Annotated in this window: 22 protein-coding genes and 1 tRNA gene; 14 read left to right on the forward strand and 9 right to left on the reverse strand. The window is 63.9% G+C overall.

From position 1 onward, the window contains the following. The first annotated feature begins 6 nt into the window (after nt 1–6). Nucleotides 7–1,584, forward strand: a complete 1,578-nt coding sequence (ahpF, locus tag ACIPZB_RS21325) for an alkyl hydroperoxide reductase subunit F (protein WP_400642514.1) — start codon at nt 7–9, stop codon at nt 1,582–1,584. 157 nt (nt 1,585–1,741) lie between these two features. After that, nucleotides 1,742–1,930, forward strand: coding sequence for a hypothetical protein (locus ACIPZB_RS21330; protein WP_400642515.1), 189 nt, complete (start codon nt 1,742–1,744; stop codon nt 1,928–1,930). 5 nt (nt 1,931–1,935) lie between these two features. Here ACIPZB_RS21330 and ACIPZB_RS21335 read toward each other — a convergent pair whose 3' ends face one another. The 3 genes from ACIPZB_RS21335 to nhaR form a co-directional block, all read right to left on the reverse strand. After that, complete coding sequence (locus tag ACIPZB_RS21335) at nt 1,936–2,583, reverse strand: YceH family protein (RefSeq protein ID WP_400642516.1); 648 nt, start codon at nt 2,581–2,583, stop codon at nt 1,936–1,938. Between the two features lie 180 nt (nt 2,584–2,763). Continuing rightward, a complete protein-coding gene (sstT, locus tag ACIPZB_RS21340; protein WP_400642517.1) occupies nt 2,764–3,975 on the reverse strand; it encodes a serine/threonine transporter SstT in 1,212 nt (403 codons plus the stop codon). Nucleotides 3,976–4,131: 156 nt separating this feature from the next. Next, nucleotides 4,132–5,025: a transcriptional activator NhaR gene (gene nhaR, locus ACIPZB_RS21345; RefSeq protein WP_400642518.1), complete on the reverse strand. Its 894-nt coding sequence runs from the start codon at nt 5,023–5,025 to the stop codon at nt 4,132–4,134. Between the two features lie 131 nt (nt 5,026–5,156). On the opposite strand from nhaR, the gene ACIPZB_RS21350 reads away from it, so the two are divergent. Together ACIPZB_RS21350 and ACIPZB_RS21355 are read left to right on the forward strand one after the other, a co-directional pair. Beyond that, nucleotides 5,157–5,396 (forward strand): hypothetical protein, encoded by a 240-nt coding sequence (locus ACIPZB_RS21350; RefSeq protein ID WP_400642519.1) that lies wholly within the window; start codon nt 5,157–5,159, stop codon nt 5,394–5,396. A 26-nt stretch (nt 5,397–5,422) separates the two neighbouring features. Next, complete coding sequence (locus tag ACIPZB_RS21355) at nt 5,423–6,175, forward strand: TerC family protein (RefSeq protein WP_016391529.1); 753 nt, start codon at nt 5,423–5,425, stop codon at nt 6,173–6,175. A 132-nt stretch (nt 6,176–6,307) separates the two neighbouring features. Here the strand turns inward: ACIPZB_RS21355 and ACIPZB_RS21360 are convergent, their stop codons facing one another. Then, on the reverse strand, nt 6,308–6,475 hold the full coding sequence (locus ACIPZB_RS21360) for a hypothetical protein (protein ID WP_400642520.1): 168 nt from the start codon (nt 6,473–6,475) through the stop codon (nt 6,308–6,310). A 211-nt stretch (nt 6,476–6,686) separates the two neighbouring features. Here ACIPZB_RS21360 and ACIPZB_RS21365 point away from each other — a divergent pair, with 211 nt between their 5' ends. After that, complete coding sequence (locus ACIPZB_RS21365; protein ID WP_400642521.1) at nt 6,687–7,373, forward strand: peptidase C39 family protein; 687 nt, start codon at nt 6,687–6,689, stop codon at nt 7,371–7,373. A gap of 88 nt (nt 7,374–7,461) precedes the next feature. Here ACIPZB_RS21365 and ACIPZB_RS21370 read toward each other — a convergent pair whose 3' ends face one another. Then, nucleotides 7,462–8,745, reverse strand: coding sequence for an NAD(P)/FAD-dependent oxidoreductase (locus tag ACIPZB_RS21370; RefSeq protein WP_400642522.1), 1,284 nt, complete (start codon nt 8,743–8,745; stop codon nt 7,462–7,464). Between the two features lie 202 nt (nt 8,746–8,947). Here ACIPZB_RS21370 and ACIPZB_RS21375 point away from each other — a divergent pair. Next, a tRNA-Val gene (locus ACIPZB_RS21375) sits at nt 8,948–9,024 on the forward strand. 148 nt (nt 9,025–9,172) lie between these two features. Here ACIPZB_RS21375 and ACIPZB_RS21380 read toward each other — a convergent pair. Continuing rightward, a complete protein-coding gene (locus tag ACIPZB_RS21380) occupies nt 9,173–10,489 on the reverse strand; it encodes an MFS transporter (protein WP_400642523.1) in 1,317 nt (438 codons plus the stop codon). A 286-nt stretch (nt 10,490–10,775) separates the two neighbouring features. Between ACIPZB_RS21380 and ACIPZB_RS21385 the strand changes: the two genes are divergently transcribed. Then, entirely contained in the window at nt 10,776–11,525 is a 750-nt protein-coding gene (locus tag ACIPZB_RS21385; protein ID WP_400642524.1) for an electron transfer flavoprotein subunit beta/FixA family protein, read from the forward strand. Next, nucleotides 11,526–12,482, forward strand: coding sequence for an electron transfer flavoprotein subunit alpha/FixB family protein (locus tag ACIPZB_RS21390; protein ID WP_400642525.1), 957 nt, complete (start codon nt 11,526–11,528; stop codon nt 12,480–12,482). A gap of 48 nt (nt 12,483–12,530) precedes the next feature. On the opposite strand, the gene ACIPZB_RS21395 is transcribed toward ACIPZB_RS21390, so the two are convergent. The 3 genes from ACIPZB_RS21395 to ACIPZB_RS21405 all read right to left on the reverse strand — a co-directional run bounded on the left by ACIPZB_RS21395 (nt 12,531) and on the right by ACIPZB_RS21405 (nt 16,270). Beyond that, entirely contained in the window at nt 12,531–12,971 is a 441-nt protein-coding gene (locus ACIPZB_RS21395; RefSeq protein WP_400642526.1) for an acyl-CoA thioesterase, read from the reverse strand. A 37-nt stretch (nt 12,972–13,008) separates the two neighbouring features. Beyond that, on the reverse strand, nt 13,009–13,584 hold the full coding sequence (locus tag ACIPZB_RS21400) for a DUF2889 domain-containing protein (protein WP_400642527.1): 576 nt from the start codon (nt 13,582–13,584) through the stop codon (nt 13,009–13,011). 88 nt (nt 13,585–13,672) lie between these two features. Beyond that, entirely contained in the window at nt 13,673–16,270 is a 2,598-nt protein-coding gene (locus ACIPZB_RS21405; protein ID WP_400642528.1) for a LuxR C-terminal-related transcriptional regulator, read from the reverse strand. Nucleotides 16,271–16,603: 333 nt separating this feature from the next. On the opposite strand from ACIPZB_RS21405, the gene ACIPZB_RS21410 reads away from it, so the two are divergent. The 6 genes from ACIPZB_RS21410 to ACIPZB_RS21435 all read left to right on the forward strand — a co-directional run bounded on the left by ACIPZB_RS21410 (nt 16,604) and on the right by ACIPZB_RS21435 (nt 26,052). Further along, a complete protein-coding gene (locus ACIPZB_RS21410) occupies nt 16,604–17,350 on the forward strand; it encodes an SDR family NAD(P)-dependent oxidoreductase (protein WP_400642529.1) in 747 nt (248 codons plus the stop codon). A gap of 172 nt (nt 17,351–17,522) precedes the next feature. After that, a complete protein-coding gene (locus tag ACIPZB_RS21415) occupies nt 17,523–19,214 on the forward strand; it encodes a DUF1302 domain-containing protein (protein WP_400642530.1) in 1,692 nt (563 codons plus the stop codon). Between the two features lie 102 nt (nt 19,215–19,316). Next, nucleotides 19,317–20,402, forward strand: coding sequence for a WD40/YVTN/BNR-like repeat-containing protein (locus ACIPZB_RS21420; RefSeq protein WP_400642531.1), 1,086 nt, complete (start codon nt 19,317–19,319; stop codon nt 20,400–20,402). Then, complete coding sequence (locus tag ACIPZB_RS21425) at nt 20,402–22,876, forward strand: RND family transporter (RefSeq protein ID WP_400642532.1); 2,475 nt, start codon at nt 20,402–20,404, stop codon at nt 22,874–22,876. Before ACIPZB_RS21420 ends, ACIPZB_RS21425 begins: the two co-directional genes overlap by 1 nt. 39 nt (nt 22,877–22,915) lie before the next feature. After that, on the forward strand, nt 22,916–24,061 hold the full coding sequence (locus tag ACIPZB_RS21430) for an acyl-CoA dehydrogenase family protein (RefSeq protein WP_400642533.1): 1,146 nt from the start codon (nt 22,916–22,918) through the stop codon (nt 24,059–24,061). A gap of 38 nt (nt 24,062–24,099) precedes the next feature. Then, the gene (locus ACIPZB_RS21435) at nt 24,100–26,052 is read left to right on the forward strand and encodes an alkyl/aryl-sulfatase (protein WP_400642634.1); all 1,953 of its coding nucleotides are present in this window, start codon (nt 24,100–24,102) and stop codon (nt 26,050–26,052) included. The last annotated feature ends 2 nt before the right edge of the window (nt 26,053–26,054 follow it).

Below are 26,054 nucleotides of genomic sequence, written 5' to 3' on the forward strand. Positions count from 1 at the left end.
GCCCGTATGTTGGACGCCACGCTTAAATCGCAACTGAAAACCTACCTGGAGCGGGTCACCCAGCCGATCGAGATCGTTGCTTCCCTCGACGACGGCGCGAAGTCCCGCGAATTGCACGACCTGCTGGTGGAAATCGCCGGCCTGTCGAACCTCATTACCCTGCGCGCGGATGGTGATGACGCCCGTCGTCCATCGTTCTCGCTCAATCGCCCTGGGTCTGCCCTTGATGGCAACGGCATCAGCCTGCGCTTTGCCGGTATTCCCATGGGTCATGAATTCACCTCCCTGGTGCTGGCGCTGCTGCAAGTCGGCGGCCACCCGTCCAAGGCCAGCGCCGAAGTGATCGAGCAGATTCAGGCGCTGGAAGGCGAATTCACCTTCGAAACTTACTTCTCACTGTCGTGCCAGAACTGCCCTGACGTGGTCCAGGCGCTGAACCTGATGGCGGTGCTCAACCCCAACGTGCGCCACGTGGCCATCGACGGTGCGCTGTTCCAGGATGAAGTCGAGTCACGCAAGATCATGGCGGTGCCGAGCGTCTACCTGAACGGCGAAGTGTTCGGCCAGGGTCGCATGGGCCTTGAAGAGATTCTCGGCAAGATCGACACCAACGCAGGCGCTCGCCAAGCCGAAAAAATCAACGCCAAGGACGCCTTCGACGTACTGGTGGTCGGCGGTGGTCCCGCTGGCGCCTCGGCAGCCATCTACGCTGCGCGTAAAGGCATCCGTACCGGTGTCGCTGCCGAACGCTTCGGCGGGCAGGTGCTCGATACCCTGGCCATCGAGAACTTCATCTCGGTGCAGGAAACCGAAGGGCCGAAACTGGCCACGGCGCTGGAAGAGCACGTCAAGCAGTACGACGTCGACATCATGAACCTGCAGCGCGGCGAAGTGCTGATTCCGGCCACCGATGGCGGCCTGCATGAAGTACGCCTGGCCGGCGGTGCCTCGCTCAAGGCCAAGACCGTGATCCTGGCTACCGGTGCCCGCTGGCGGGAAATGAACGTGCCGGGCGAGCAGGAGTACCGCGCCCGGGGCGTGGCCTACTGCCCACACTGCGACGGTCCGCTGTTCAAGGGCAAGCGTGTGGCGGTGATCGGCGGCGGCAACTCCGGCGTGGAAGCGGCCATCGACCTGGCCGGTATCGTTGCCCAGGTGACGCTGATCGAGTTCGACAGCCAGCTGCGCGCCGATGCGGTGTTGCAACGCAAGCTGCACAGCCTGCCCAACGTCAAGGTCATCACCAGCGCGCTGACCACCGAAGTGGTTGGCAATGGCGAGAAGGTGACGGGGCTGCGCTACAAGGATCGCACCACTGATGAGGTGCATGAGCTGGCGCTGGAAGGCATCTTCGTGCAGATCGGCCTGCTGCCGAACACTGATTGGCTCAAGGGCACGGTCGAGCTGTCGCCACGCGGCGAGATCATCGTCGATGCCAGGGGCGCGACCAATATCCCTGGCGTGTTTGCTGCGGGTGACGTGACCACGGTGCCGTACAAGCAGATCGTCATTGCCGTGGGCGAGGGTGCCAAGGCATCGCTTGCAGCGTTCGATCATTTGATTCGGACTTCGGCGCCGGCATAAGCCTGCACTGGCCCCATCGCCGGCAAGCCGGCTCCCACAGGTACACCACTGCAGTCGAATTCAGTGGAGTACCTGTGGGAGCCGGCTTGCCGGCGATTGGCCGTTCCAGACTGAGGGTGTCTATGATTACTGAAGACTCACTCAGGAATCTCACCCAATGACCCTGATCAGCCGCGAACCCTGGTGGCTAGTGCCACCCAAGCCCGGGCAGAAGGAACAGGACCTTCACTGGGGCTACCTCGAGATCTACGCCGACGGCCGCACCGTATTCGTCGACCAGCGCCCCAGTGACCGGGAGCTGGCCGCGCGCAAGAGCTGTCGCAACTTCCCCGAGCCGGATCACTGAGCGGCTCAGCCTTCCAGTTCGGCCAGGCGCGCTTCCAGTGCTGCGATGCGTGCTTCCAGGGCCTCGATCCGTTCTTCCGAAACGCTGCTGCCGCTGCTGCGGGCGCCGCCTTCCTGTTGCCGCGCGGCAAGGATCGCCTCGATTTCCGCCGGGTCGCCCAGCGCGTGGGAGTAGCGGTCTTCACGCTGGCCGGCCTGACGCGGCAGGTGCAAGGCCAGGCCGCGCGAAATCAGGCGCTCCAGTTGGTGCTGGATCTGTTCAGTGTCGTCGAAGTCGTGCAGGCGGTTGCTGCGGGTCAGCAGCTCGTTGAGGGTTTGCGGACCGCGCAGGAACATCAAGCCCATGAGCACCAGCTGTGCCGGTACCAGCTCCAGGGCCTTGTCCACCCGCTGTTCCCAGCGGTCGGCACGGCTGCCCATCTGCAGGCGGGTCATCTGCTGGCCTTCGAGGGCGCGAAGGGCCTGGCCAACCTGGCCTTGGCTGAGGTTCATGACGGGCTCGCGGCTGGTTTTCTGGTTGCAGGCCAGGACCAGGGCATTGAGGGTCAGCGGATAGCTTTCCGGGCTGGTGGCTTGCTTTTCGATCAGCGAGCCTAGAATACGGATCTCGGTGCTGCTGAAGCGGCCTTCGCCTGCGGTTTCGTGTTCTGACATGGCCCTGTCTCATTGCTGGGGAAAGGCCACTAGCGTAGGTAAAGCGCTTGGCTTAAGCAATCACTGGCCCTTTCGCCGGCAAGCCGGCTCCCACAGGTACCCCGCTGATCTCAAGGGCAGCGGTGAACCCGTGGGAGCCCGGCTTGCCGGCGAAAGGGCCGCAAAGCGGCCCCAGCTACCTCACGCCCCACGCCGCTCTTCAGCCAGGCAAGCCGCGGCAGTGAACAGCACATCGGTCGAGGAATTCAGCGCCGTTTCCGCCGAATCCTGCAGCACGCCGATGATGAAGCCCACCGCCACCACCTGCATGGCAATCTCGCTGGGAATACCGAACAGGCTGCACGCCAATGGAATCAACAACAGCGAACCGCCGGCCACGCCCGAGGCGCCGCAGGCGCAGATTGCCGCGACCAGGCTGAGCAACACGGCGGTCGGCAGGTCGACCGCAATACCCAGCGTGTGCACCGCCGCCAGGGTCAGCACGGTGATGGTGATTGCCGCGCCGGCCATGTTGATGGTCGCACCCAGCGGAATTGACACCGAGTAGGTGTCTTCGTGCAGGCCCAGGCGCGCCGACAGCGCCAGGTTGACCGGGATGTTGGCGGCCGAGCTGCGGGTGAAGAATGCCGTGATGCCGCTCTCGCGCAGGCACAGCAAGGTCAGCGGGTAGGGGTTGCGGCGAATCTTCCAGAACACGATCAGCGGGTTCATCACCAGCGCCACAAACAGCATGCAGCCGATCAGTACCGCCAGCAGGTGCAGGTAGCCGAGCAGGGCGCTCAGGCCCGACTGGGCGAGGGTGGAGCTGACCAGGCCGAAGATACCCAGGGGCGCGAAGCGGATCACCACGCGCACGATCAGGGTCACGCCGTTGGACAGGTCCTCGACCACGGTACGGGTGGTCTCGCCTGCATGGCGCAGGGCCACGCCCAGGCCGATGGCCCAGGTCAGGATGCCGATGAAGTTGGCCTTGAGCAGGGCATTGATCGGGTTGTCCACGGCGCTCAGCAGCAGGTTCTGCATCACTTCCATGATGCCGCCGGGTGCGCTCAGCGAAGCCTCGCCGGTGCTAAGGACCAGTTGCGAGGGGAACAGCATGCTGGCGACCACGGCCACCACGGCGGCCGAGAAGGTGCCCAGCAGGTAGAGCCAGAGGATCGGCCGAATATGGGTTTCCTGCCCGTGACGGTGGTTGGCGATCGAGGCCATGACCAGGATGAACACCAGCACCGGCGCGACCGCCTTGAGGGCGCTGACGAATACCTTGCCAAGGAAGCCCAGGTCGCGGGCGATGGCCGGTGCCAGCAAGGCCAGGGCGATGCCGGCGACCAGGCCGATGACGATCTGGGTCACCAGGCTGGTACGGTTGAGGAGGCGGAAGACGGGGGTCATGTGCAGCACTGTCTCGGTATCTTTGAAGGGCGCGACTTTACCACAGTCAGTTCCGGCCCTATCGCCGGCAAGCCGGCTCCCACAGGTAGAGCACCGCTTCCAAGACTTGTGGTGTACCTGTGGGAGCCGGCTTGCCGGCGATAGGGCCCACCCAGATCACCAGTGAAACAACTCCCGCCGCGCGCCCTCGGTAATCGCCAGGATCCCAGGATGCTTCACCTTGCGCTCCACCGAAATAGCATAGAACGACTCCAGCACCGCGTCGGTCTGCCCGACCAGTTCGACCCCATACTGCCGGCACACTTCCTCGGCAATCACGCTGGGCGCCACGAAAATCCCGCTGCCGGACTGCCCGAACGCCTGCATCAGGGCGCTGTCGTCGAACTCGCCAATGATCCGTGGTTGCACGTGCTGCTCGCCCAGCCAGCGCAGCAGGCGGCTGCGTACCACGGTTTCCTGGCCAGGAATCAGTAACGGGGCATCCTGCAGGCAGGCGGGGAAGGTGCCGACATGGCGCTGCGCCAATGCCGGGGTGGCGAAAAAGCTCAGGCCGCATTCGCCGAGCTTCTGGCTGTAGCCTTTGATATCCAGGTGGCTGGGCATCGGACTGTCGGAAATCACCAGGTCCAGGCGCTGGATCGCAAGGTCCGCCAGCAAGCGCTCGAGCTTGTCCTCGCGGCAGTTGATGCGCAGCACATCGTCCAGCTCCATGGTCGGCGCCAGCAGGCGGTAGACGATCGACTTGGGCACCACGTCGGCCACCCCGACGCGAAACAGGATCTGCTCCTGCGGGCCGGCCCGCAGCATGGCCTCCAGTTCGCCGCCGATCTGGAACATCTGCTCGGCGTAGACCAAGGCCTGGCGACCGGTTTCGGTCAACTCCAGCTGCCGGCCCACTCGCTGGAACAGCTCAAGGCCATAGGTTTGTTCCAGCAGGCTGATCTGGCCGCTGATGGTCTGCGGGGTCAAATTCAACTGCTCGCTGGCACGGGCAATGCTGCCGGTTTTGGCTACAGCCCAGAAATAGTGGAGCTGACGGTAATTGAGCATGTCATTCCCGATTCGTAAAAACCGAAGTATACACGCTGAAAAAACGAATTTTCCTGATGTATTGCGGGCTCTAGAATGCGATCCCATCAGGCGCGGTGCGCGCCGCAGGGATATCGACAAGCGAGGACTTCATGTTGCAACTCAAATCCATCGGTACACCGCTGGTGCTAGCCTTGGCACTGGTGAGCGTGGCTGGCTGCGACCAGGCCGAGAAATCTGCCCAGCAGATGCTTGACCAGGCGGCCAAGTCGGCCAAGCAGGCCATTGATGACACCAACAAGGCGGCCCAGGAAGCACTGAGCGACGCCATCGGCAGCGAAGGGCAGAAGCCCAAGGACGCCGAGCCGCAAGAAAAGACCCAGGACATCTGATCCAGAACCGTTTGCAGGATTGAAACATGGAATATTTGCTGGAACTCGCCGCAAGCCCTACCGCCTGGGTCGCCCTCGCCACGCTGGTGGCCATGGAAGTGGTACTGGGTATCGATAACCTGATCTTCATCTCGATCCTGACCAACAAGCTGCCCGTGGAGTACCGCTCCAAGGCACGGCGTATCGGTATCAGCATGGCCCTGGTGATGCGCCTGGCACTGCTCAGCACGGTAGCCTGGATCGTGCAGTTGACCGACCCGGTGTTCGAAGTGTTCGGTAACGCCTTCTCCTGGAAGGATGTGATCCTGATCGCCGGTGGTCTGTTCCTGCTGTGGAAGGCGACCAAGGAAATTCACGAAAACGTCGACCCGCACGGTGCCAAGGAGGAGGCCAAGGTGTCGTCCACGGTCACTCTGGGCTTTGCCGCGGCGATCTTCCAGATCCTGCTGCTGGACATCGTGTTCTCGGTCGACAGCATCATCACCGCCGTGGGCATGACCGAGCACCTGCCGATCATGATCATCGCCGTGATCACCGCCGTGATCGTGATGATGGTGGCCGCCGACCCGCTGGCCAACTTCATCAATGACAACCCGACCGTGGTCATGCTGGCCCTGGGCTTCCTGATCATGATCGGCATGACGCTGATCGCCGAAGGTTTCGGTGCCCATGTGCCGAAGGGCTATGTGTATGCGGCGATGGCGTTCTCGACAGTGATCGAAATACTCAACATCCTGGCGCGCCGGGCACGGCTCAAGCGTGAGGCGGCCGAAGGCTGATGCAGGACTCGGGGGCGCGCTGCGCCCCTTTCGCCGGCAAGCCGGCTCCCACAGGTACCCCACTGCATTTGAAATCAGTGGAGTACCTGTGGGAGCCGGCTTGCCGGCGAAGGGCTTTAACGAATTCGAAGCTCAATGCACCCCGGCATGCCGCCGTGCTGCCTGTGGCTTGGTCGGGGCCTGCGGTGGCAGGTGGTGCTGCGAATGACGCCGAACGATACGCATTACACCCCACAGCATGGCGGCTGCGACGCTCAGCCACATACCCACCAGCATGAGGATTGCCATTGTCAGGCTCATGTGTACCTCCTTCTCTCGGGCCAACCCACGGTTCGCCCTCCAGACACAGCCTTAGTCTAGCTTGCCGGCCTGGACGTTCCATTGACCGAACGTCTGCTGCTTGGTCCGATTCGCTACTAGCCCGCTGCGGGCTATACCGGCGCAGCGCGGCGCCCTATGATCCGTAACCAGAGCCGGGCTGCCTGCCTGGCGCAAGAACAAGCGAGCGTTCATGGAGCACCATTCCTTCAAACCCTGGCTCAGCGGCCCACGCCGGCTGCTGTTGGCCTGTCTGGTGGCCGGTAGCCTGGCCGGCTGTGCCAGTACCCCACCGGCCGGGCTCAAAGGCCTGCCGCAACGGGTCGAGATCAGCAGCGTGCCGTTCTACCGCGGTAATGCCAACCACAGCGGTGCCATGGCATTGGCGGCATTGCTCTCGCAGCAGGGCGCGCCAATCACGCCGGGGCTGCTGGACAAGCCATTGAACCTGCCTCAGGGTGCCGAGTCACTGGCTACCGGAATTCCCCGCGTCGCGCGGGAGTACGGCATGGTGGTCTACCCACTCGATCAACGGCTGGATGCCTTGCTGATCCAGGTGGCGGCGGGCAACCCAGTGCTGCTGCGCTACCAGGACGGTACGGTGTTGTGGAGCGAGCCGCGCTATGCGCTGCTGATCGGCTATGACAGCTACAAGCAGCGGGTGCTGCTGCGCTCAGGCATGCATCGGCGGCAGTTGATGGCCTTCGATGACTTTGCCTCGGCTTGGGCGAAGGAGGGGAGTTGGGCCGTGCTGGTGCAGCCGCCACGGCAACTGCCGGCGCAGGTGGACCGCCAGCGCTGGCTGCAGGCTGCCGATGAACTGGCTCGGGCAGGGCAGGAGATTGCGGCGAAGCAGGCGGTGAGCAGCCTGGGTAAGTAGCGGGGGTATTACTGGCCCTATCGCCGGCAAGCCGGCTCCCACAAGAGATGTGGGAGCCGGCTTGCCGGCGATCAGGCCATGGCCTGGATCAGAAGCCCAGACGGTCGCGCAGGCTGTAGTACCAGGCACCGATGGCGCTGAACGGAACACGCAGCATCTGGCCACCCGGGAACGGATAGTGCGGCAGACCGGCGAAGGCGTCGAAACGCTCGGCCTGGCCACGCAGCGCTTCGGCCAGCACCTTGCCCGCCAGGTGGGTGTAGGTCACGCCGTGACCCGAGCAACCCTGCGAGTAGTAGATGTTGTCGCCGATACGGCCTACTTGCGGCAGGCGCGACAGGGTCAGCAGGAAGTTGCCGGTCCAGGCGTAGTCGATCTTGACGTTCTTCAGCTGCGGGAAGGCCTTGAGCATCTTCGGACGAATGATCGCTTCGATGTTGGCCGGGTCGCGGGCACCGTAGACCACGCCACCGCCGAAGATCAGGCGCTTGTCGCTGGTCAGGCGGTAGTAGTCGAGCAGGTAGTTGCAGTCTTCGACACAGTAGTCCTGCGGCAGCAGGGTGCGAGCCAGTTCTTCGCCCAGCGGCTCGGTGGTGATCACCTGGGTGCCGCATGGCATCGACTTGGCGGCCAGTTCAGGCACCAGGTTGCCCAGGTAGGCGTTGCCGGCGACGATGACGAACTTGGCGCGTACCTTGCCCTGCGGGGTGTGCACGACAGGGTTGGCGCCACGCTCGATGCGCACGGCCGGGGTCTGCTCATAGATGATACCGCCCAGCGACTCGACCGCGGCGGCTTCGCCCAGGGCCAGGTTCAGTGGGTGGATGTGGCCGCCGCTCATGTCCAGCATGCCGCCGATGTAGCTGTCGCAGGCGACCACTTCGCGGATGCGCTTCTGGTCCATCAGCTCCAGCTGGGTGTGGCCGAAGCGTTCCCACAGGCGTTTTTGCGATTCCAGGTGGCCCATCTGCTTGCTGGTCAGCGCGGCGAAAACACCGCCGTCCTTCAGGTCGCACTGGATGTTGTACTTGGCCACGCGCTCACGGATGATGCGGCCGCCTTCGAAGGCCATGTGGCCCAGCAGTTGTGCCTCTTTAGGGCCAACGGTGCGTTCGATGACGTCGATGTCACGGCTGTAGCTGTTGACGATCTGGCCACCGTTGCGGCCCGACGCGCCAAAACCGACCTTGGCGGCTTCGACGATGCTCACCTTGAAGCCGTTCTCCAGCAGGAACAGCGCGCTGGAAAGGCCGGTGTAGCCGGCACCGATGATGCACACATCGGTTTCCACCTCACCCTGCAGCGCCGGACGTGGCGGCACCGGGTTAGCCGAGGCGGCGTAGTAGGACTGGGGGTAGGGGGTATTGGACATGCTCGAGAAACCTCGTGTTTTATATTTTTAACGAATGTACCGATGCTATCAATAATAATAAACACCCGCTAGTCGTCCCGTTAAAAATCCTTTACTGGGTGCTTGCCATGGCTTCCTTATAAAGAGTTTAAGATTCAGTGAGTTAGCGCGAAAAAAAGTGTTGACAGCGGTTTGATAATCCGTAGAATGCGCACCACACGACAGGCACATAGCTCAGTTGGTTAGAGCACCACCTTGACATGGTGGGGGTCGTTGGTTCGAGTCCAATTGTGCCTACCAAACAAAAGCCCCGGTTCTCCGGGCACGAGAAGGGCGACCCGCAAGGGTCGCCCTTTTTGTTTTCAATTTTCCCCTCCTTCAGACCGCCCACCTGCTCACGTCGACGTGCGGTCGCGTGAGAGGCGCGGCGATTTCTCACATTCAGCGATTAGCGCTCGGTGACCGGGCGCTGGAGCGTGGCAGCCTGGGGGCGGATGACCATCAGGATGATCACCGCTGCGAGCAGGTACAGGCCCATCACCAGGTACATGCTGTGGTCGGTATCCCCGCTGGCGGTGTTGAGGGCGCTGGTGAGCGAAGGGCTGACGGCTCCGCCGATATTGCCGATGCTGCTCACCAGCGCGATACCGACCGCCAGGGAGGCCTTGGGCAGGTATTCGGACACCATTGTGAAGAAGATCGGTGGCACCGCGGCGATTCCCAGCACCGTCAGGCACAGGCCTGCCAGCGAAATGCCCAGTTGCCCTTGTGCCAGGATCAGCACGGCCAGGCCACTGGCCGCCGTCAATGCGCCAGCGGTGAAGTGCCAGCGCCGTTCGCGGTTGCGGTCGGAGCTGCGGCAGATCAGGACGATGCCCAGCATTGCGCAAAGCTGCGGCAGCGATGCGTAAAGGCCAATGTGAAACAGGTCCGAGACGCCCCAGCTCCTGATCAAGGTCGGTGTCCAGAAGACGATGGCGTAGGTGCCCGCCACCATCAGCAGATAGGCCAGGGAGAGCATCCAGACCTTGGGGTCGCGCAACAGGTCGAGCAGCGAGCCGTGATCGGCCTTGGTGGCAGACTGGCGTTCGGCATCGAACAAGCCCCGCAGTCGCGCTTTTTCCTGCTCGCTGAGCCAGGCGGCGTGCTCGGGGCGATCCACCAGGCAGAACCAGGCAAGCAGGCCCAGAAGCGGTGCGGGCAAGCCCTGCACCAGAAACAGCCACTGCCAGCCATGCCAGTCATTGAGCCCATCGAAGAACTTCATGATCCCACCCGACAAAGGGCCTGCAATCATGCTCGCAGCAATGGCACCGAGCATGAAGATGGCGATCATCCGGGCACGCCTGGCGGGCGGGTACCAGTAGGTGAGGTAAAGCAGCACACCCGGCATGAAGCCGGCTTCGAACGCCCCCAGCAGAAAGCGCAGCACGTAGAACTGGGTGGGTGACTGCACGAGCATCATCAGCATGGCCACCGTCCCCCAGCAGACCATGATGCGCAGCAGTGTCCGACGCACCCCGATCCTTTCCAGCATGAGGTTGCTGGGGATCTCGAACAGCAGATAGCCGATGAAGAAGATGCCCGCGCCCAATGCATAAACGGCGTCGCTGAACTCTAGGGTCTGTTTCATCTGCAACTGGGCATAGCCCACGTTGATCCGGTCGAGAAAGGCCACGACGTAGGCCGCCAGCAGCAGCGGCATGATGCGCCAACTGATCTTGAGGTACATCCGGTTGTCGTTCGGGGACGCTGTCTGGGTCATGCCGGGCTCCTGATTGTGCTTGTTGTTTTAAGGGCCAGCCGCGGTCTATCGGGCACAAGCGCGAGGCACTTGCCCGTCCGCACCTTGCCTGGGCGGGTTGATGCTGCAGGTCGAAACGGTGGGCGTCCCCTCCCCAAACGGAGGGGACGAGGAAGGTGCATGGGGTGGCATCCCGGGGCGGCGGCGCCAACCCCTCCCGTTAGTAGAGGCGAGGGTCAGGTATCCGCGTGTCTACCTTGCCAACTGCAATCAACTGCAATTGCCGGCACGGCAACAGGAGGAGTGGATGAAAGTAATGACAGCGGTTAAACGCGTGGTCGATTTCAACGTCAAGGTGCGCGTAAAGGCCGATAACTCCGGCGTCGACCTTGCCAATGTGAAAATGGCCCTCAACCCTTTCTGCGAAATTGCCGTTGAGGAGGCCGTACGGCTGAAGGAGCAAGGCATTGCCACTGAGGTGGTGGTAGTGAGCGTCGGCCCAGCCGGCGTCCAGGAGCAGCTGCGTACCGCGCTGGCCCTGGGGGCTGATCGCGCCATCCTGGTCGAAGCCGCCGATGAGCTGAACGCCCTGGCCGTGGCCAAGGCGCTCAAGGCTGTTGTCGATAAAGAGCAGCCGCAACTGGTCATCCTCGGCAAGCAGGCCATCGACAGTGACAACAACCAGACCGGCCAGATGCTGGCCGCGCTGACCGGCTTCGCCCAAGGCACCTTCGCCTCCAAGGTCATCGTTGCCGGCGACACGCTGAACGTCACCCGTGAAATCGATGGCGGCCTGCAGACCGTCGCGCTGAACCTGCCGGCGATCGTCACCACCGACCTGCGCCTGAACGAGCCACGCTACGCGTCGCTGCCGAACATCATGAAGGCCAAGAAGAAGCCGCTGGAGACTGTGACGGCAGACGCGTTGGGGGTATCGCTCGCTTCCACCAACAAGACCGTGAAAGTCGAAGCGCCGGCTGCACGCAGCGCGGGTATCAAGGTCAAGTCGGTGGCCGAACTGGTCGAGAAACTGAAGAACGAAGCAAAGGTGATCTGAATGACTGTCCTGGTTGTCGCTGACCTTCTACAAGGTCCTGAAGTCGGTGCCGTAGCCCTGGCCACCCTGAACACTGTCGCCGCGGCCGCCAAGATCGGCGGTGAGATTCACCTGCTGGTCGCCGGCCAGAATGTCGCGGGCATCGCCGAGTCCGCCGCCAGGATCGCTGGCGTTGCCAAGGTGCTGGTCGCGGACAATGCGGCCTACGCCCACGCCCTGCCAGAGAATGTCGCCCCCCTGGTGACTGCCCTGGTTTCCCAGAGCGGGGAAAAGGGCTACAGCCATGTGCTGGCCCCGGCTACCAGCAATGGCAAGAACATCCTGCCGCGCGTTGCCGCGCTATTGGACGTCGACCAGATCTCCGAGATCATCTCGGTCGAGTCCGCCGACACCTTCACGCGCCCGATCTATGCCGGCAACGCCATCGCCACGGTGCAGTCCAGTGCTGCGGTCAAGGTCATCACCGTGCGTGCCACTGGATTCGATGCCGTGGCCGGCGAAGGCGGTTCGGCGGTGGTCGAAGCGATCGGCTCGGTATTCGACGCGGGCAAGTCGCGCTTCATCGGCGAGGCGCTGGCCAAGTCCGATCGCCCTGAACTGACCGCTGCCAGGATCGTCGTCTCCGGCGGGCGTGGCATGGGCAACGGTGACAACTTCAAGCACCTGTATAGCCTGGCCGACAAGCTCGATGCCGCTGTCGGTGCGTCCCGCGCCGCCGTCGACGCAGGCTTCGTGCCCAACGACATGCAGGTCGGCCAGACCGGCAAGATCGTTGCGCCGCAGCTGTACATCGCCGTCGGTATCTCCGGCGCGATCCAGCACCTGGCCGGGATGAAGGACTCCAAGGTGATCGTCGCGATCAACAAGGACGAGGAGGCGCCGATCTTCCAGGTGGCCGACTACGGCCTGGTGGCTGATCTGTTCGAAGCCGTGCCGGAACTGGCGAGCCAGATCTAAGCGAACGCCTGACCTGTCCTGGCGCGGTAGCGCGCCAGGCAGGCTCCGTCATGGCGTGACCAGGCCTGTCTCCAGCGCCTGGCGCAAATGGGCAGGCAGCGACAAAGGGCGGCGCGTCGAGCGGTCGACATAGACGTGCACGAAGTGGCCCTGTGCAGAGGCCTCCTGGCGGTCGTTGGCGAACAAGCCGACTTCGTAGGTCACGCTGGAGGTGCCCAGGTGTGTCACCCGTAGGCCGGCACGCACCAGGTCCGGGAAGGCAATGGACGAGAAGTAGCTGCAGCGGGTTTCCACCACCAGGCCGATCGTCGGGCTCTGGACGAAGTCCAGCAGCTCGTTTTCCAGCAGCCAGCCATTCACGACGGTGTCGAACCAGCTGTAGTAGACGACGTTGTTAACGTGCGCGTAGACATCGTTATCCATCCAGCGGGTGGTGATGTCGCGAAAGTAACGGTACGCGCTGCGCTCGCTCGGTAAAGCTCTGCCCATGGATTCAGGCCTCCTGTTGGGTGGGGATGGGTGCGTATCACTTTTGCTGGATGTCTGCGCACGCTCGCTCGCGACGGTCCTCCGGCCAGAGGACCTTGATGGCGTCTCCATCGAGTCGGTAGGTGTGGCAAGTGTCGACCAGTGGGGACCGTGGCAGTGGCCGACCACTGGCCAGGCGTGCGCGCAGCGGGTTGTACTTGCGCGCCAGGGCGAAGTTCGCCTGATAGGCCGTGGTGGCCATGGGGCCGAACATTTCCGTCAGGTGGGTGCAGCCGTGGATGCCGCCTACCTTGGCCTTTACCTTGGGCAGGAACCCTGGCCCGATGCGCAGCTGCTCCAACGCCTGGTAGGCCGATGCGATTTCCTGGCAGTACGGCGTGGGGCCGGCGAGGGTGCGTGCCTGGACATGCTGGATGACCAGGTCGCGGTCGAGGGTCAGGGTGATCTGCATGTGATGGATGTCGTCGCCGGCGTGGGCGGCGCGAAACAGCAGGTCAGTGTCCTCGGGGGTGATATCGCGCATTTCACCCTCCACCTCGAGCATGCCGTCATCGCGAAGGTAGGCTGTACAGGTGACATGGCGGGTATGGAGTAGCGTGCGAGGCTGGCTCATGGCGGATGTCCCGTGCAAAGAATCAGGACTCGCAGCTTAGAGTGGGGGGCGGTCTGAAGCCGCCCCCCACTTCGGGAGGGTAACGGGTTCAGTCGATCAGTTTGTGGTTGCGGGCCCAGACCATGGCGTCATAGCGGCTGGAAACGCCGAGCTTGGCGAAGATGTTGCGCAGGTTCCACTTCACCGTTTCCAGGGTAATGTCCAGGGTATGGGCAATGCGTTTGCTCGACATGGCCTGGGCGACCAGGCTGAGGATTTCCAACTCACGCGGGGTCAGCACTGGCTGGCGGTCGGGCGTTGCCGTGCGGCGCGGTCGGGGTGAGACGGCCGTGGGTGAGCAGGGGTCGGTGAGCTTGCCGAGCAACATCTCCACGTACTCGCGCAGGGGCGCTTCCAAGGTGGGCTGCTGGGCCAGGCGCGAGAGCAGCGCCAGGGTCAGGCCACCTTCGTCCAGCAGGGTTCGCACCAGGCCGAACTCCCGTGCGGTGTCGAGGGTGCGGGTGAGCAGCTGCTGGGCTTCTTCATGGCGCTTGAGTGCCTCCAGAAGGTCGGCGCTCAACAGGCCGGCGAGTATGCCGAGGCGGCCCCGGTCGAAGTGTTCGGCGAAGCTGCGTACGGCCTGCAGCGCTTCCAGGGCTCGCTCGGGGTCTTCATTGCGCAGCACCCGCGCGCGTGCCAGTGCCGCAATCGCCGGCAACTCTGCACGGGCACCGTGCTCGCGGCGATGGGTCTGTACCAGTTCCTCCAGCGCAGCCAGCAGTTCGGCGGTGCGGCTACGGTTGCCCTTGATCAACAGGACCCTGATCTGCTCGCCCAGTAGGTGGGCCACCGGGCGGATTTGCCCCAGGCAACGTAGATGTGCGATCTGTTGCTGAATGAAGGCCAATGCGGCGTCGGGCCCTTTCTGCAGCAGGTCGAGGCGGCAACGGATGAGGTTGGTGCGGGTGATGACATCCGGGACCGATGAATGCAGCAAGCCGAAGCGATTGGCGATCATCTCCCGGGCGTCGTCGATACGGTCTTGCTCATAGAACGCGTCGGTGAGGATACCGGCGCACAGGTTGGCGCAAATCGAGCGATGGCCACCCTCGCGGGTCGAGCGCTCAAGCAGTTCGCAGCCCAGTCGCTCGGCTTCGCGCACATCCCCGGCCAGCATGTAGGCGGTCACCTGGGCGGACTCTGCCACCAGTGCCATGTCGTTGCTGCGGTCTTGCGGGGGGATAGGGTGAGTGTCGAACAGGCGCCGGGCATCGGCGTAGCGCCCCGCCATGGAGTACGCGACGGTCAGGGCGGCCAGCAATACATAGCGCAGGAAGGGGTTTTCCATCGGCGCATCACGCACCGGCTCCAGCAGCTGCACGGCGCGCTCGGTGTCATCGTCCTGCACGGCGATGGCGCCGCGGATCAGTGGCAGACCATTGGCCAGCTCCGGGTACGCCTTGAGGTCGACGGCTTCCAGCTCGCTCAACCAGGCTCTGGCCCGCGCCGGGCGCGAAGTGAGGGACACCGTCAGGCAGGCCAGGAACAACAGGCGGTGATGACGGAACAACACCTCTTCGGGCAACCGTTCGAGCAGGCGCAGGGTCGGTGCGAGGTAGTCCAGGTTCCAGGTGGTTGGCGCGGAACGTTCGATCACCTGGGTCGCAAATTCGATATCTTCACCGAGGCTGGCGTGACGCACGGCTTCGCTCAGGCAGTTGTGGTTGGCGAACCAACGGGCGCCTTTGCGATGCAGCTCGCGTACCTTTTCGCTGCCCTGGCGTGCCAGGCGATTGGCGAGGAATTCGCTGAACAACGGATGGAAGCGGTACCAGGCCAGCCGGTCATCGGCGTCCACCGGGTAGACCAGCAGGTTCTCGTCCTCCATGCGCTTGACCAGCTCGGCCGCGTCGGCGTTGCCTGTCACGGCCATGGCCATCGAGGCGTTGAAGCGGCGAAAGACCGAAAGCGCTTCGGTGAACGTCACAAGCTCCGCTGGCAGGTGCGCCACCACCTCTTCGCTCAGATAGGTCTGCAGGTCACTGGAGCGCCAGACCAGGTCGTGGAGAATGGTGCGGGTTTCAGGGCGGTTCTTGAGCATGATGACGATCAGTTGCAGGCACGATGGCCAGCCGCTGGTGAGGTCCTGGATCAGGCTCAGTTCGTCAGGGTTGACCTTGTTGGGGCCCAGGTTCTCTTCGATGAAGGTGCGCGTTTCGGCGAGGTCGAAGGGCAGCTCCACGCTCTCGATCTCGGTCACCTGGTCCATGACCCTGAGCCGTGACAGGCTCAGCGGCGGGTTGACCCGCGAGGCGAGCACCAGGTGCAGGTTGCCGGGGCAATGATCGAGCAGTTTCTGGATCAGCCTATGGGCCAGCGGTGCCTCGACTTGATGGTAATCATCGAGGATCAGATAGAGTTCCTTTGCCTGCATCGCAGCGCCATCGACGATGGCCGCCACGGTAGCGTCCATGGCACTGGCGTTGCTGTCGTCGCGCAACAGGCTGATGCCCACTTCGATGTTCAGGCGCCGCAGGCCTTCGAGCAGCGCCGCGCAGAAGGCGGCGTAGCCTTTTTCGTCCGGCGTCAGGGAAACCCAGGCGACTTCCGCACCTGCCTTCAGCCGGGCATGACGCCACTGGGCCAGCAGGGTGGTCTTGCCATAGCCTGCGGCGCCCGTGATCAGCGCCAGCCGGCAGTGATGCATCCGGCCGAGCTGCACCAGCAGATTATTGCGGGGTACATGCTTGGTGCCGATGCGGGGGGGCGAAAACTTGGTGGAAACCAAGTGTCTAGCGCTATTTATTGTCAATTTATTATCCGCGGTAGCCATTTCGAACGACGGCTCAGGTCGCCGGCGACGCTAGCTAATCTTGCCCACCCCCGTCAAGCAGGTACGTTCGTGCCTGTTTCTCCGCCTGTCGGCGAGCCGCATCCATCCGCTGCCGGTCGCCTCCCCCCGCAAAGGGAGGGACGGACGATCGGTCTTGTTTCCTAAGATCCCCGAACATTTTCAATGGACGCTAAACGGGGAACCCTCATGAATCTGAAAGACAAAGTCGTCGTCGTTACCGGCGCGGCGTCGGGACTTGGGCTTGCCACGTGCCGGGCACTGAGCGACGCGGGGGCGCGGGTGGTGGGGCTGGACCTTGACCAGGCGCGCCTCGACACGGCCCTGGGCAGCGAGATCCTGGGCATCGCCGTCGACGTCGCCAATGAGGCCAGCGTGAAAGCCGGCATCGACCAGGTGATGGAGCGCTTCGGTGCACTCCACGTGGCGGTCAATTGCGCGGGGATCCTCGGGCCGAGCAAAACCCTCTCCAAAGGACAGTTGTTCCCCTCCGACCTGTGGCACCGCGTATTGGCCGTCAACCTCACCGGCACCTTCAACGTGATCCGTCACGCCGCCCTGGCGATGACCGCCAACGAACCGGAAGAGTCCGGGGAGCGGGGCGTCATCGTCAACACCGCATCCGGTGCCGCGCGGGAAGGGCAGATGGGACAGGCCGCCTACAGCGCCAGCAAGGCCGGGGTCATCGGCATGACGCTGCCCATCGCACGGGATCTGGCCGAGCACGGCATCCGGGTGCTCAGCCTGGCACCGGGGCTGTTCGAGTCGGGCATGTCGGCAGGCATGCCGGCCAAAGTGTCCGAAAGCATCGTCAACAGCCTGCTGTTTCCCCGGCGCATGGGGCAGCCGCAGGAGTTCGCCGCGCTGGTCCGTCACGTGGTGGAAAACCCTTATCTCAATGCCCTGACCCTGGACATCCAGTGCGGCATGCGTTGATCGGCGGCCGATATCCCGCAAAGGGGTAGGGGGGCTCCCCCTTCAAGAAGGGGGGGGAGAACACACGGGGGCTGCTGGCACCCTTTGGCCACTTGATCACTGATTGAGGTGCTGCGAACCAGGTGGAGGTCGGCACCGGGTTCTGGTTCAACCGAGGTGGAGAGACACCCAGATGAATAACAAGAATAAATTGAGTCACTGTCGTCCAGCCAACACCCATGCACTGCGCGCCACAGCACTCAGCTTGTGCGCGATCGCCTGCGGCGGCGCCAATGCCGTCGAGATCGACACCGGCAACAGCGACATCCAGCTGCGCTGGGACAACACCTTGCGCTACAACCTCGGCATGCGCACCGAAGGCCAGGATGCGGCGATCATCGCCAACCCGAACAACGACGATGGCGACCGCAACTTCGACAAGCACCGCCTGGTCAACAACCGTGTCGACATCCTCACCGAGTCCGACATCATCTACAAAGGCAAGTACGGTGCCCGTGCCAGCGCCGCATTGTGGTATGACGCGGCGTATGCCGGCGGCCTGGACAACGACAGCGTCGCCACGTCCAACCATTTGTCGTCCTCCGGTACGCCGGCACTGGGCCTGAGTCGCTACGCCGATCGCTATTACCAGGGGCCATCCGGTGAATGGATGGACGCTTTCGTCTTTGGCGAATACGACCTTGGCAGCATGCCCCTCAAGGCGCGTCTGGGCCGGCACACGGTGAACTGGGGCGAGTCCCTGCTGGGCGCCGGCGCCATCCACGGTATCGCCTACGGCCAGGCACCGCTGGACCAGGGCAAGGCCCTGGCCCTGCCAGGGATCGAGGCCAAGGAGCTGTACCTGCCGCGCAACCAGCTGTCCCTGCAGTTGCAGGCCACTCCGGAGCTCTCTTTCGCCGCCCAGTACTTCTTCGAATGGCGCCCCTCGCGTCTGCCGGAAGCCGGGACCTACCTCGGGCTCGCCGACATCTACCAGCAGGGCGGTGAATCCTTCATCCTCAGCCCGACACTGCGCGCTATCCATGGCGATGATATCGAGCCGAAGGAGTCTGGCGACTGGGGCGTCATGGCGCGCTGGAGCCCTGAGTGGCTGGATGGAACCCTGGGCTTCTATGTGCGCCAGTTCTCCGACACCTTGCCGCAGGTCATCCTGCTGGCCAATGCACGCCCGCAGTACTTCCTCAACTATGCCGATGACATCGACATGTACGGCATCAGCCTGTCGAAACAGATCGCCGGCATCAGCGTGGGTGCAGACCTCAACTATCGCCACAACATGCCACTGGTCAGCTCCGCTGCGCGGGTGAGGACGGCGGCGCAGTTGCCGGACGATGGCGATGTGCTCGGCGCCCGCGGCGACACCCTGCATGGCGTGCTGAACGCCATTGGCACGGTCAGCCCCACCGCGTTGTTCGACAGCGCCAGCTGGTCTGCCGAACTCACCTGGAGCCGCTGGGTGTCGGTCAACTCCGACCCGCTCAACCTGTTCAAGGGGGCATCTGCCTACAAGGCTGTCCCAAGCAATATCGACGAAGTCTCCCGCGATGCCTATGGCATGGCCGTCAACTTCACGCCGGTCTGGTACCAGGTCTTCCCGGGCGGCGACCTGTCGATGCCGCTGAGCTACTCGCAGGGCCTGTCGGGTAACTCCGCGGTGTCCTCCGGTGGCAACAAGGACGCGGGCAGCTACGCGGTCGGCATCGCGCTGGACCTCTACAGCCGCTATCGCTTCGACCTCAAGTACGTCGACTATTTTGGCGACTACTCGACCTCCGCCAACGGCGCAGCCCTGACGCCCAGCGGCAGCCAGGCGCTGCTGGAGGATCGCGGTGCCGTGTATTTCACCTTCAAGACCACGCTCTGAGCGGTGACCACCGCCGTTACCGGTCTGTGAAGGGGAACCCCGGTTCACCGGGGCTCCCGCTATCAAAGTGCGCCACGGCGCTACGGATGCGAGGAAAGCAAGGTGTTCAGAAAAATCGTTCGGCCGCAACTGGCGTTGCTGCTCGCGCTACTGGCGGGGCAGGCGTTGGCACAGGAAGGCTTCATTGCACCCATGGATACACCGGCGATGCCCAGTGCGCTGGCACTCGATGCACCGCTCACTGCCCTGGCGCGGGCTGGAACGCGACTGATCGCTGCCGGCCAGCGCGGGCACGTGCTGTATTCCGACGACGGCCAGGCCTGGTCCCAGGCCCAGGTACCGTCCAGCTCGGACCTCACCGCGTTGTCCTTCCCCAGTGCCAACCAGGGTTGGGCCGTCGGGCATGAGGGGGTGGTGCTGCACAGCCGCGATGGTGGACAGACCTGGAGCAAGCAGCTCGATGGCCGGCAGATCGCCACGCTGCTGATGCGTCACTACGGCAACCCCGCCAATCCTGACGATCCCCAGGCCCAGCGGCTGAAGCAGGACGCGGAATTGTTCGCAGCCCAAGGCGCCGACAAACCCCTGCTCGATGTCTGGTTCGAGGACGAGCGCAACGGCTTCGTCATCGGTGCGTTCAACCTCATCCTGCGTACCGAGGACGGCGGCAAGAGTTGGCTACCGTGGCTCGATCGCGTCGACAACCCCAGGTCCATGCACCTCTATAGCCTGCGCCCTGCGCGGGGCACGTTGTTCATGGTCGGTGAGCAGGGCCTGGTGCTGGCGCTGGACCGCGTCAGCCAGCGCTTCGAGCGCCGGGCGCTGCCCTACGAGGGCACGCTGTTCGGCGTGCTGGGGGACGCGGGCCTGGTGCTGGTTTACGGCCTGCGGGGCAACGTCTGGCGCAGCCTCGACGGCGGCACCCGCTGGAGCAAGGTCGACACCGGTATCGACGCGGGTATCACCGGGGGAACCGTCACCGACGACGGCAGCCTTGTTCTGGTCAGCCAGGCCGGCCAGGTGCTGCGCTCCACCGACCGTGGGGCAAGCTTTCGCCGGGTCAAGGTCGATCGTCTGGCACCCAACTTTGCGGTAGCGCCCACCTCTGGCGGGGCAGTAGCCCTGGCCGGCCTGGGTGGCGTGCGCGTGCAAGACCTGCAATGGAACAAGAACCTGGGAGAGCCGTGATGGGTGCCAACAACCTCAGTGAAAAACTGCGGGTCATCAGTGACGTGAACGCGTTCGACCCGAAGTCAGGCAGCCTCCTGGAGCGGCTGATCTTCAACAACCGGCTGCTGGTGGTCCTGCTCTGCGGCGTGATCACGCTGCTGCTGGGCTGGGACGCCACCCGTCTGACGCTCAATGCCGCCTTCGAGAAGACCATTGCGCACAACCAGCCTTACATCCGCAATTTCCTGGACAACCGTGACGAACTCAAAGGCCTGGGCAACGCGGTGCGCGTGGTGGTGGAGAACCGCTCGGGGGACATCTTCGACCCGGCCTACCTGCAAGCCCTCAAGCAGATCAACGATGAACTGTTCCTGACGCCCGGTGTGGACCGTGCCAACGTCAAGTCGCTGTGGATGCCGGTGGTACGCTGGAACGAGGTCACCGAGGAAGGCTTCACCGGTGGGCCGGTGATGCCCGACCACTACAGCGGCTCCCAGGACAGCATCGACCAGCTGCGCCGCAACATCGGCCGTGCTCAGCTGCTCGGCAGCCTGGTGGGCAACGACTACCGTTCCAGCATGATTTTCGTGCCGCTGCTGGACAAGGACAGCAGCACCGGGCAGCCGCTGGACTACTGGGCACTGTCCAAGCACCTGGAAAGCCTGCGTGCGCAATACGCCGGGCCGCAGGGCAGCGCAGACCTTGAAATCCGCATCGTCGGCTTCTCCAAGGTAGTGGGCGACCTGCTCGACGGTCTGAGCCTGATGATTCTCTACTTCAGTGTCGCCGCTGCGATTGCCGCGCTGATCATCTACGCCTGGACCCGATGCGTGCGCAGCACCGTGCTGGTGCTCGCGTGCTCCTGCATCGCCGTGCTCTGGCAACTGGGCCTGATCGCGCGTCTGGGTTATGCACTGGACCCGTACTCGATCCTGGTGCCCTTCCTGGTGTTCGCCATCGGCGTGTCCCATGGCGCGCAGAAGATGAACGGCATCCTCCAGGACGTTGCCCGTGGCACCCACCGTCTGGTCGCGGCCCGGTACACCTTCCGCCGTCTGTTCCTGGCCGGGGTCACCGCCCTGGTGGCCGACGTGGTGGGTTTTGGCGTGCTGATGCTGATCGATATCCCGGTGATCCAGGACCTGGCTGTCACGGCTTCCATTGGCGTGGCACTGCTGGTCATCACCAACCTGATCCTGTTGCCGGTGATGTTGTCCTATACCGGTGTCAGCCACCGCGCAGCCGAGCGCAGCTTGCGCGCCGAGCAACGCAAGGCCGGTGGCGTCTGGCGCGTGCTGGAGCGGTTCACCGAGCGCCGCTGGGCGACGCTGCTGCTGGTGGGGTCGGCGCTGCTCACGGTGGTCGGCTTCGTCGTCAGCACGCACCTGAAGATCGGTGATCTGGATGCCGGCGCCTCCGAACTGCGACCGAACTCGCGCTACAACCTGGACAACGCCTACATCACCCGCCAGTACTCGCTGTCCAACGATCAGTTTGCGGTCATCGTCAAGACCAAGCCCGAAGGTTGCCTGGAGTACCAGACCCTGGTCGAGGCCGATCGCCTGGGCTGGGCCCTGAAGCAGGTGCCGGGGGTGCAGACCACGGTGTCCCTGGCCGACGCCGTACGCAAGATCACAGCGGGCTCCTACGAAGGCAGTCCGAAATGGATGTCGATTCCGCCGAACCAGGACGTCCTGAACTATGCCGCGCGTACCGCCAGCACCAGCAATCCGGAGCTGTTCAACACCGAATGCTCGGTGATGCCCGTGGTCGCCTACCTGACCGACCACAAAGCCGAAACCCTGGAGCGGGTGGTGAAGGCGGCAGAGGATTTTGCCAGCGCCCACAGTACCCCGGACCGTCAGTTCCTGTTGGCCGCCGGCAGCGCCGGGATCGAGGCGGCCACCAACATCGTGGTGAAAAAGGCCAACTTCACCATGCTCCTGTATGTCTACGCGGCCGTCATCGTGCTGTGCTTCATCACCTTCCGCAGTTGGCGCGCGGTGGTCGTGGCCGTGGTGCCGCTGGTGATCACCTCGGTGCTGTGCGAGGCGCTGATGGTGGTACTGGGCATCGGGGTCAAGGTCGCCACCTTGCCGGTGATTGCCCTGGGGGTGGGCATCGGCGTCGACTATGCGCTGTACCTGCTGAGCATCCAGCTCGCCCGCCAGCGCGCGGGCGACTCCCTGGGCGAGGCCTACCGCCATGCCTTGCGCTTTACCGGCAAGGTGGTGGCGCTGGTGGGGGTGACCCTGGCCGCCGGGGTGATCACCTGGGCGTTCTCGCCGATCAAGTTCCAGGCTGACATGGGCATCCTCCTGACCTTCATGTTCCTCTGGAACATGCTCGGTGCCCTGGTGCTGATCCCGGCGCTGTCGCACTTTTTGCTGCGCGATGTCGGTGCAGCCGGCAGCCCTGTGCCGGCCACCGTGACGACGGCGCAACCCTCCACTTCCCTTGAACCCAAGAGCCCGACCGCGCATTGCGTATGAGGCCGGGCCGGTGTGTACCTGATAGATAAGGAAAGCGTGATGAGCGATACCCATGCAGTGTTTCTCAATGAGCAGCAAGTCCTGATCCGCGATTCGGCGCGCAAGGTTGCCGCTGAAGTGGTGGCGCCGACAGCGGCCGAGCGCGACCGAACGGGTGCCTGGCCGCGCGCCGAGCTGGAATCCGTGGCGGCCCTGGGCTTCCTGGGCATGCTGATTCCAGAGCAGTACGGCGGCGCGGGGGCCAGCTTTGTCGACTATTGCCTGGCCATCGAGGCATTCGCGGCCGCCGACGCAGGCTTCGCCACCTTGATCCATGTGCACAATTCGGTGGGTATGACCGTCGCGCGCCTGGGAACCGAGGCGCATAAGCGCAAGTACCTGCCTGACCTTGCCAGTGGCAAGCGTATCGGTGCCTTCCTGCTTTCCGAGCCTCATGCCGGCTCGGACACGGCGGCCTTTCGTACCCACGCCCGGCGTGAGGGCGATCACTACGTCATCAATGGCAGCAAACAGTTCATTTCCAATGGCAGTGAAGCCGGCCTGGGCCTGGTGCTGGCGGTGACCGACAAAGCGGCGGGCAAGAAGGGCTGCAGCCTGTTGATGGTCGATCCGACCGTGGACCCCGGGTACGTGGTCGCCCGGGTGGAGCACAAGATGGGCCAGTGCTCGGCGCATGTGGCGCAGATCCAGCTGGAGCAGTGCCGCGTGCCGGTCGATCAGCTGCTGGGCGAGGAGGGGGCAGGCTATCGCAACGTGATGGGCTCGCTGTCCGAGGGGCGGGTGGCGATCGCCGCGGTCGCCACCGGCACCGCCCGCGCCGCACTGGAAGCAGCGGTCGGCTACGCCAAGGAGCGCGAAGCCTACGGCGCGCCGATCATCAACCTGCAAGGCGTGGCGTTCGACCTGGCCGACATGGCCACCGAGCTGGAAGTCGCCCAGCAGTTCATGCTCCATGCCGCGCGTCTATGCGAAGCCGGTGTTCCCTGCGCCAAGGAAGCCTCCATGGCCAAGCTGTTCGCCAGCGAGATGGCCGAGAACGTGTGCTCCGGTGCGTTGCAGATCCATGGAGGTTATGGCTACCTCAATGACTTCCCGGTGGAGCGTTACTGCCGCGATGTTCGCGTGACCAAGATCTACGAAGGGACCAGCCACATCCAGAAGCTGATCATCGCCCGCAGCCTCTGACACTGAAGGAACTTCCGATGCAAACCTCTGTTGTTGTCATGCTCGCCGCACTCTCCCTGGTCACGGTCCAGGCCATGGCCAAGGGGCCTGAAACCGCTGACGCTGCCAAGGCCGCCAGCCTTGATACCACCAACGCCAACCAGGCGGTGCTCAAGCAACTGCCCTTCGCGCAGCGCAGCGAGTATGACGCCGCTCGCCGCGGCCTGGTGGCGGCCTTCGAAGGCGAGGTGCTCAACGCGCAGGGCACGGTGGTCTGGAACACCCACCAGTACGATTTCCTCAGGCAGGACCAGGCGCCAGACTCGGTCAACCCGAGTCTGTGGCGAATGGCCCAGCTCAATGCCAACGCAGGCCTGTACCAGGTGGCAGAAGGGCTTTACCAGGTGCGCGGCCTGGACCTGGCGAACATGACGATCATCGAAGGCAAGGACGGGCTGGTCATCATCGACCCCTTGTTCGCCACCGAGACCGCCAAGGCAGCGTTGACGCTGTATTACCAGCACCGTCCACGCAAGCCGGTGGTGGCGGTCATCTACTCCCACAGCCACCTCGACCACTTCGGTGGCGTGCGCGGGGTGGTCGACGAGGCCGATGTGAAGGCCGGCAAGGTGCGGATCTACGCACCGGACGGTTTCATGGAGCATGCGATCAGCGAGAACGTCCTGGCCGGTACGGCGATGCTTCGCCGTGGCACCTACCAAGGCGGCAGCACCCTGCCGCGCGGCGAGCGCGGGCAACTGGACGCGGGCTTGGGCAAAGGTGTGCCAGTCGGCGGCACCATCAGCCTGATTGCCCCGACCGACCTGATCACCAAGCCGCTGGAGACCCACGACATTGCCGGGGTGCAGGTCGAGTTCCAACTGACGCCAGGCACCGAGGCACCCTCGGAGATGAACCTCTACCTGCCCCAGTTCAAGGCACTGGGCATGGCGGAGAATGCCGTGATGATGATGCACAACATCCTCACCCCGCGCGGTGCAGAGGTGCGTGACGCCAAGGCCTGGTCGCGCTTTCTCGACGACAGCCTGGTGCGCTACGGCGACAAGTCCGAGGTGATGTTCGTCCAGCACAGCTGGCCCACCTGGGGGGCGAACGACATCCGAACGCTGCTGGCCGACCAGCGCGACATGTATGCGTACATCAACGACCGTACCCTGCACCTGCTGAACCAGGGCCTGACGCCTGCGGAGATCGCCGATGCCGTCAAGCGCCTGCCCGGCGACCTTGACCAGAAGTGGTATACCCGCGGCTACTACGGCACCCTGAGCTTCAACACCCGCGCCGTCTACCAGCGCTACCTGGGCTTCTACGATGGCAACCCGGCGAACCTCGATCCGCTGACCCCTGAGCAGGCGGGCAAGCAGTACGTGCAGGCACTGGGTGGCGCGGACAAGGTCTTGCAGCTGATGCAAACGGCGATGCAGCAGGGTGATTACCGTTGGGCCGTGCAACTGGGGAATCACCTGGTGTTCGCCGAACCCGACAACCAGGCCGCCCGCCATGCCCAGGCCGATGCCCTGGAGCAATTGGGCTACCGTAGCGAGTCGGCGACCTGGCGCAACATGTACCTGGTTGGCGCGATGGAATTGCGCAACGGTGCGCCCGCCCCGTCGAACAGGGCCGTTGCCGATCTGGTTCGCGCCGCCACCCCCGCCATGTTCCTCGACCTGCTGGCCGTGCGACTGGATTCGGACAAGGCCCAGGGGCACGACATGACCCTGGACTGGAACTTCGATGACCTTGAGCAGCGCTTTGCGCTGACCCTGCGCAACGGCGTGCTCACCTACCGCGAGAACAGCAGCCATGCCAAGCCGGACGTCCAAGTGCAGATGAGCAAAGCGGTACTGGACCGCATCAACCTGCGTGAACTCGACTTCGCCACGGCGATCAAGCAAGGCGACATCAAGCTGCAGGGCGATGCCTCCCGCTTCACGGCACTGCTCGGCATGCTCGGCAGCTTCGTGCCGAACTTCAATATCGTCACCCCGTGAGG

This window comes from Pseudomonas sp. NPDC089396, assembly GCF_044749545.1.
GTDB lineage: Bacteria > Pseudomonadota > Gammaproteobacteria > Pseudomonadales > Pseudomonadaceae > Aquipseudomonas.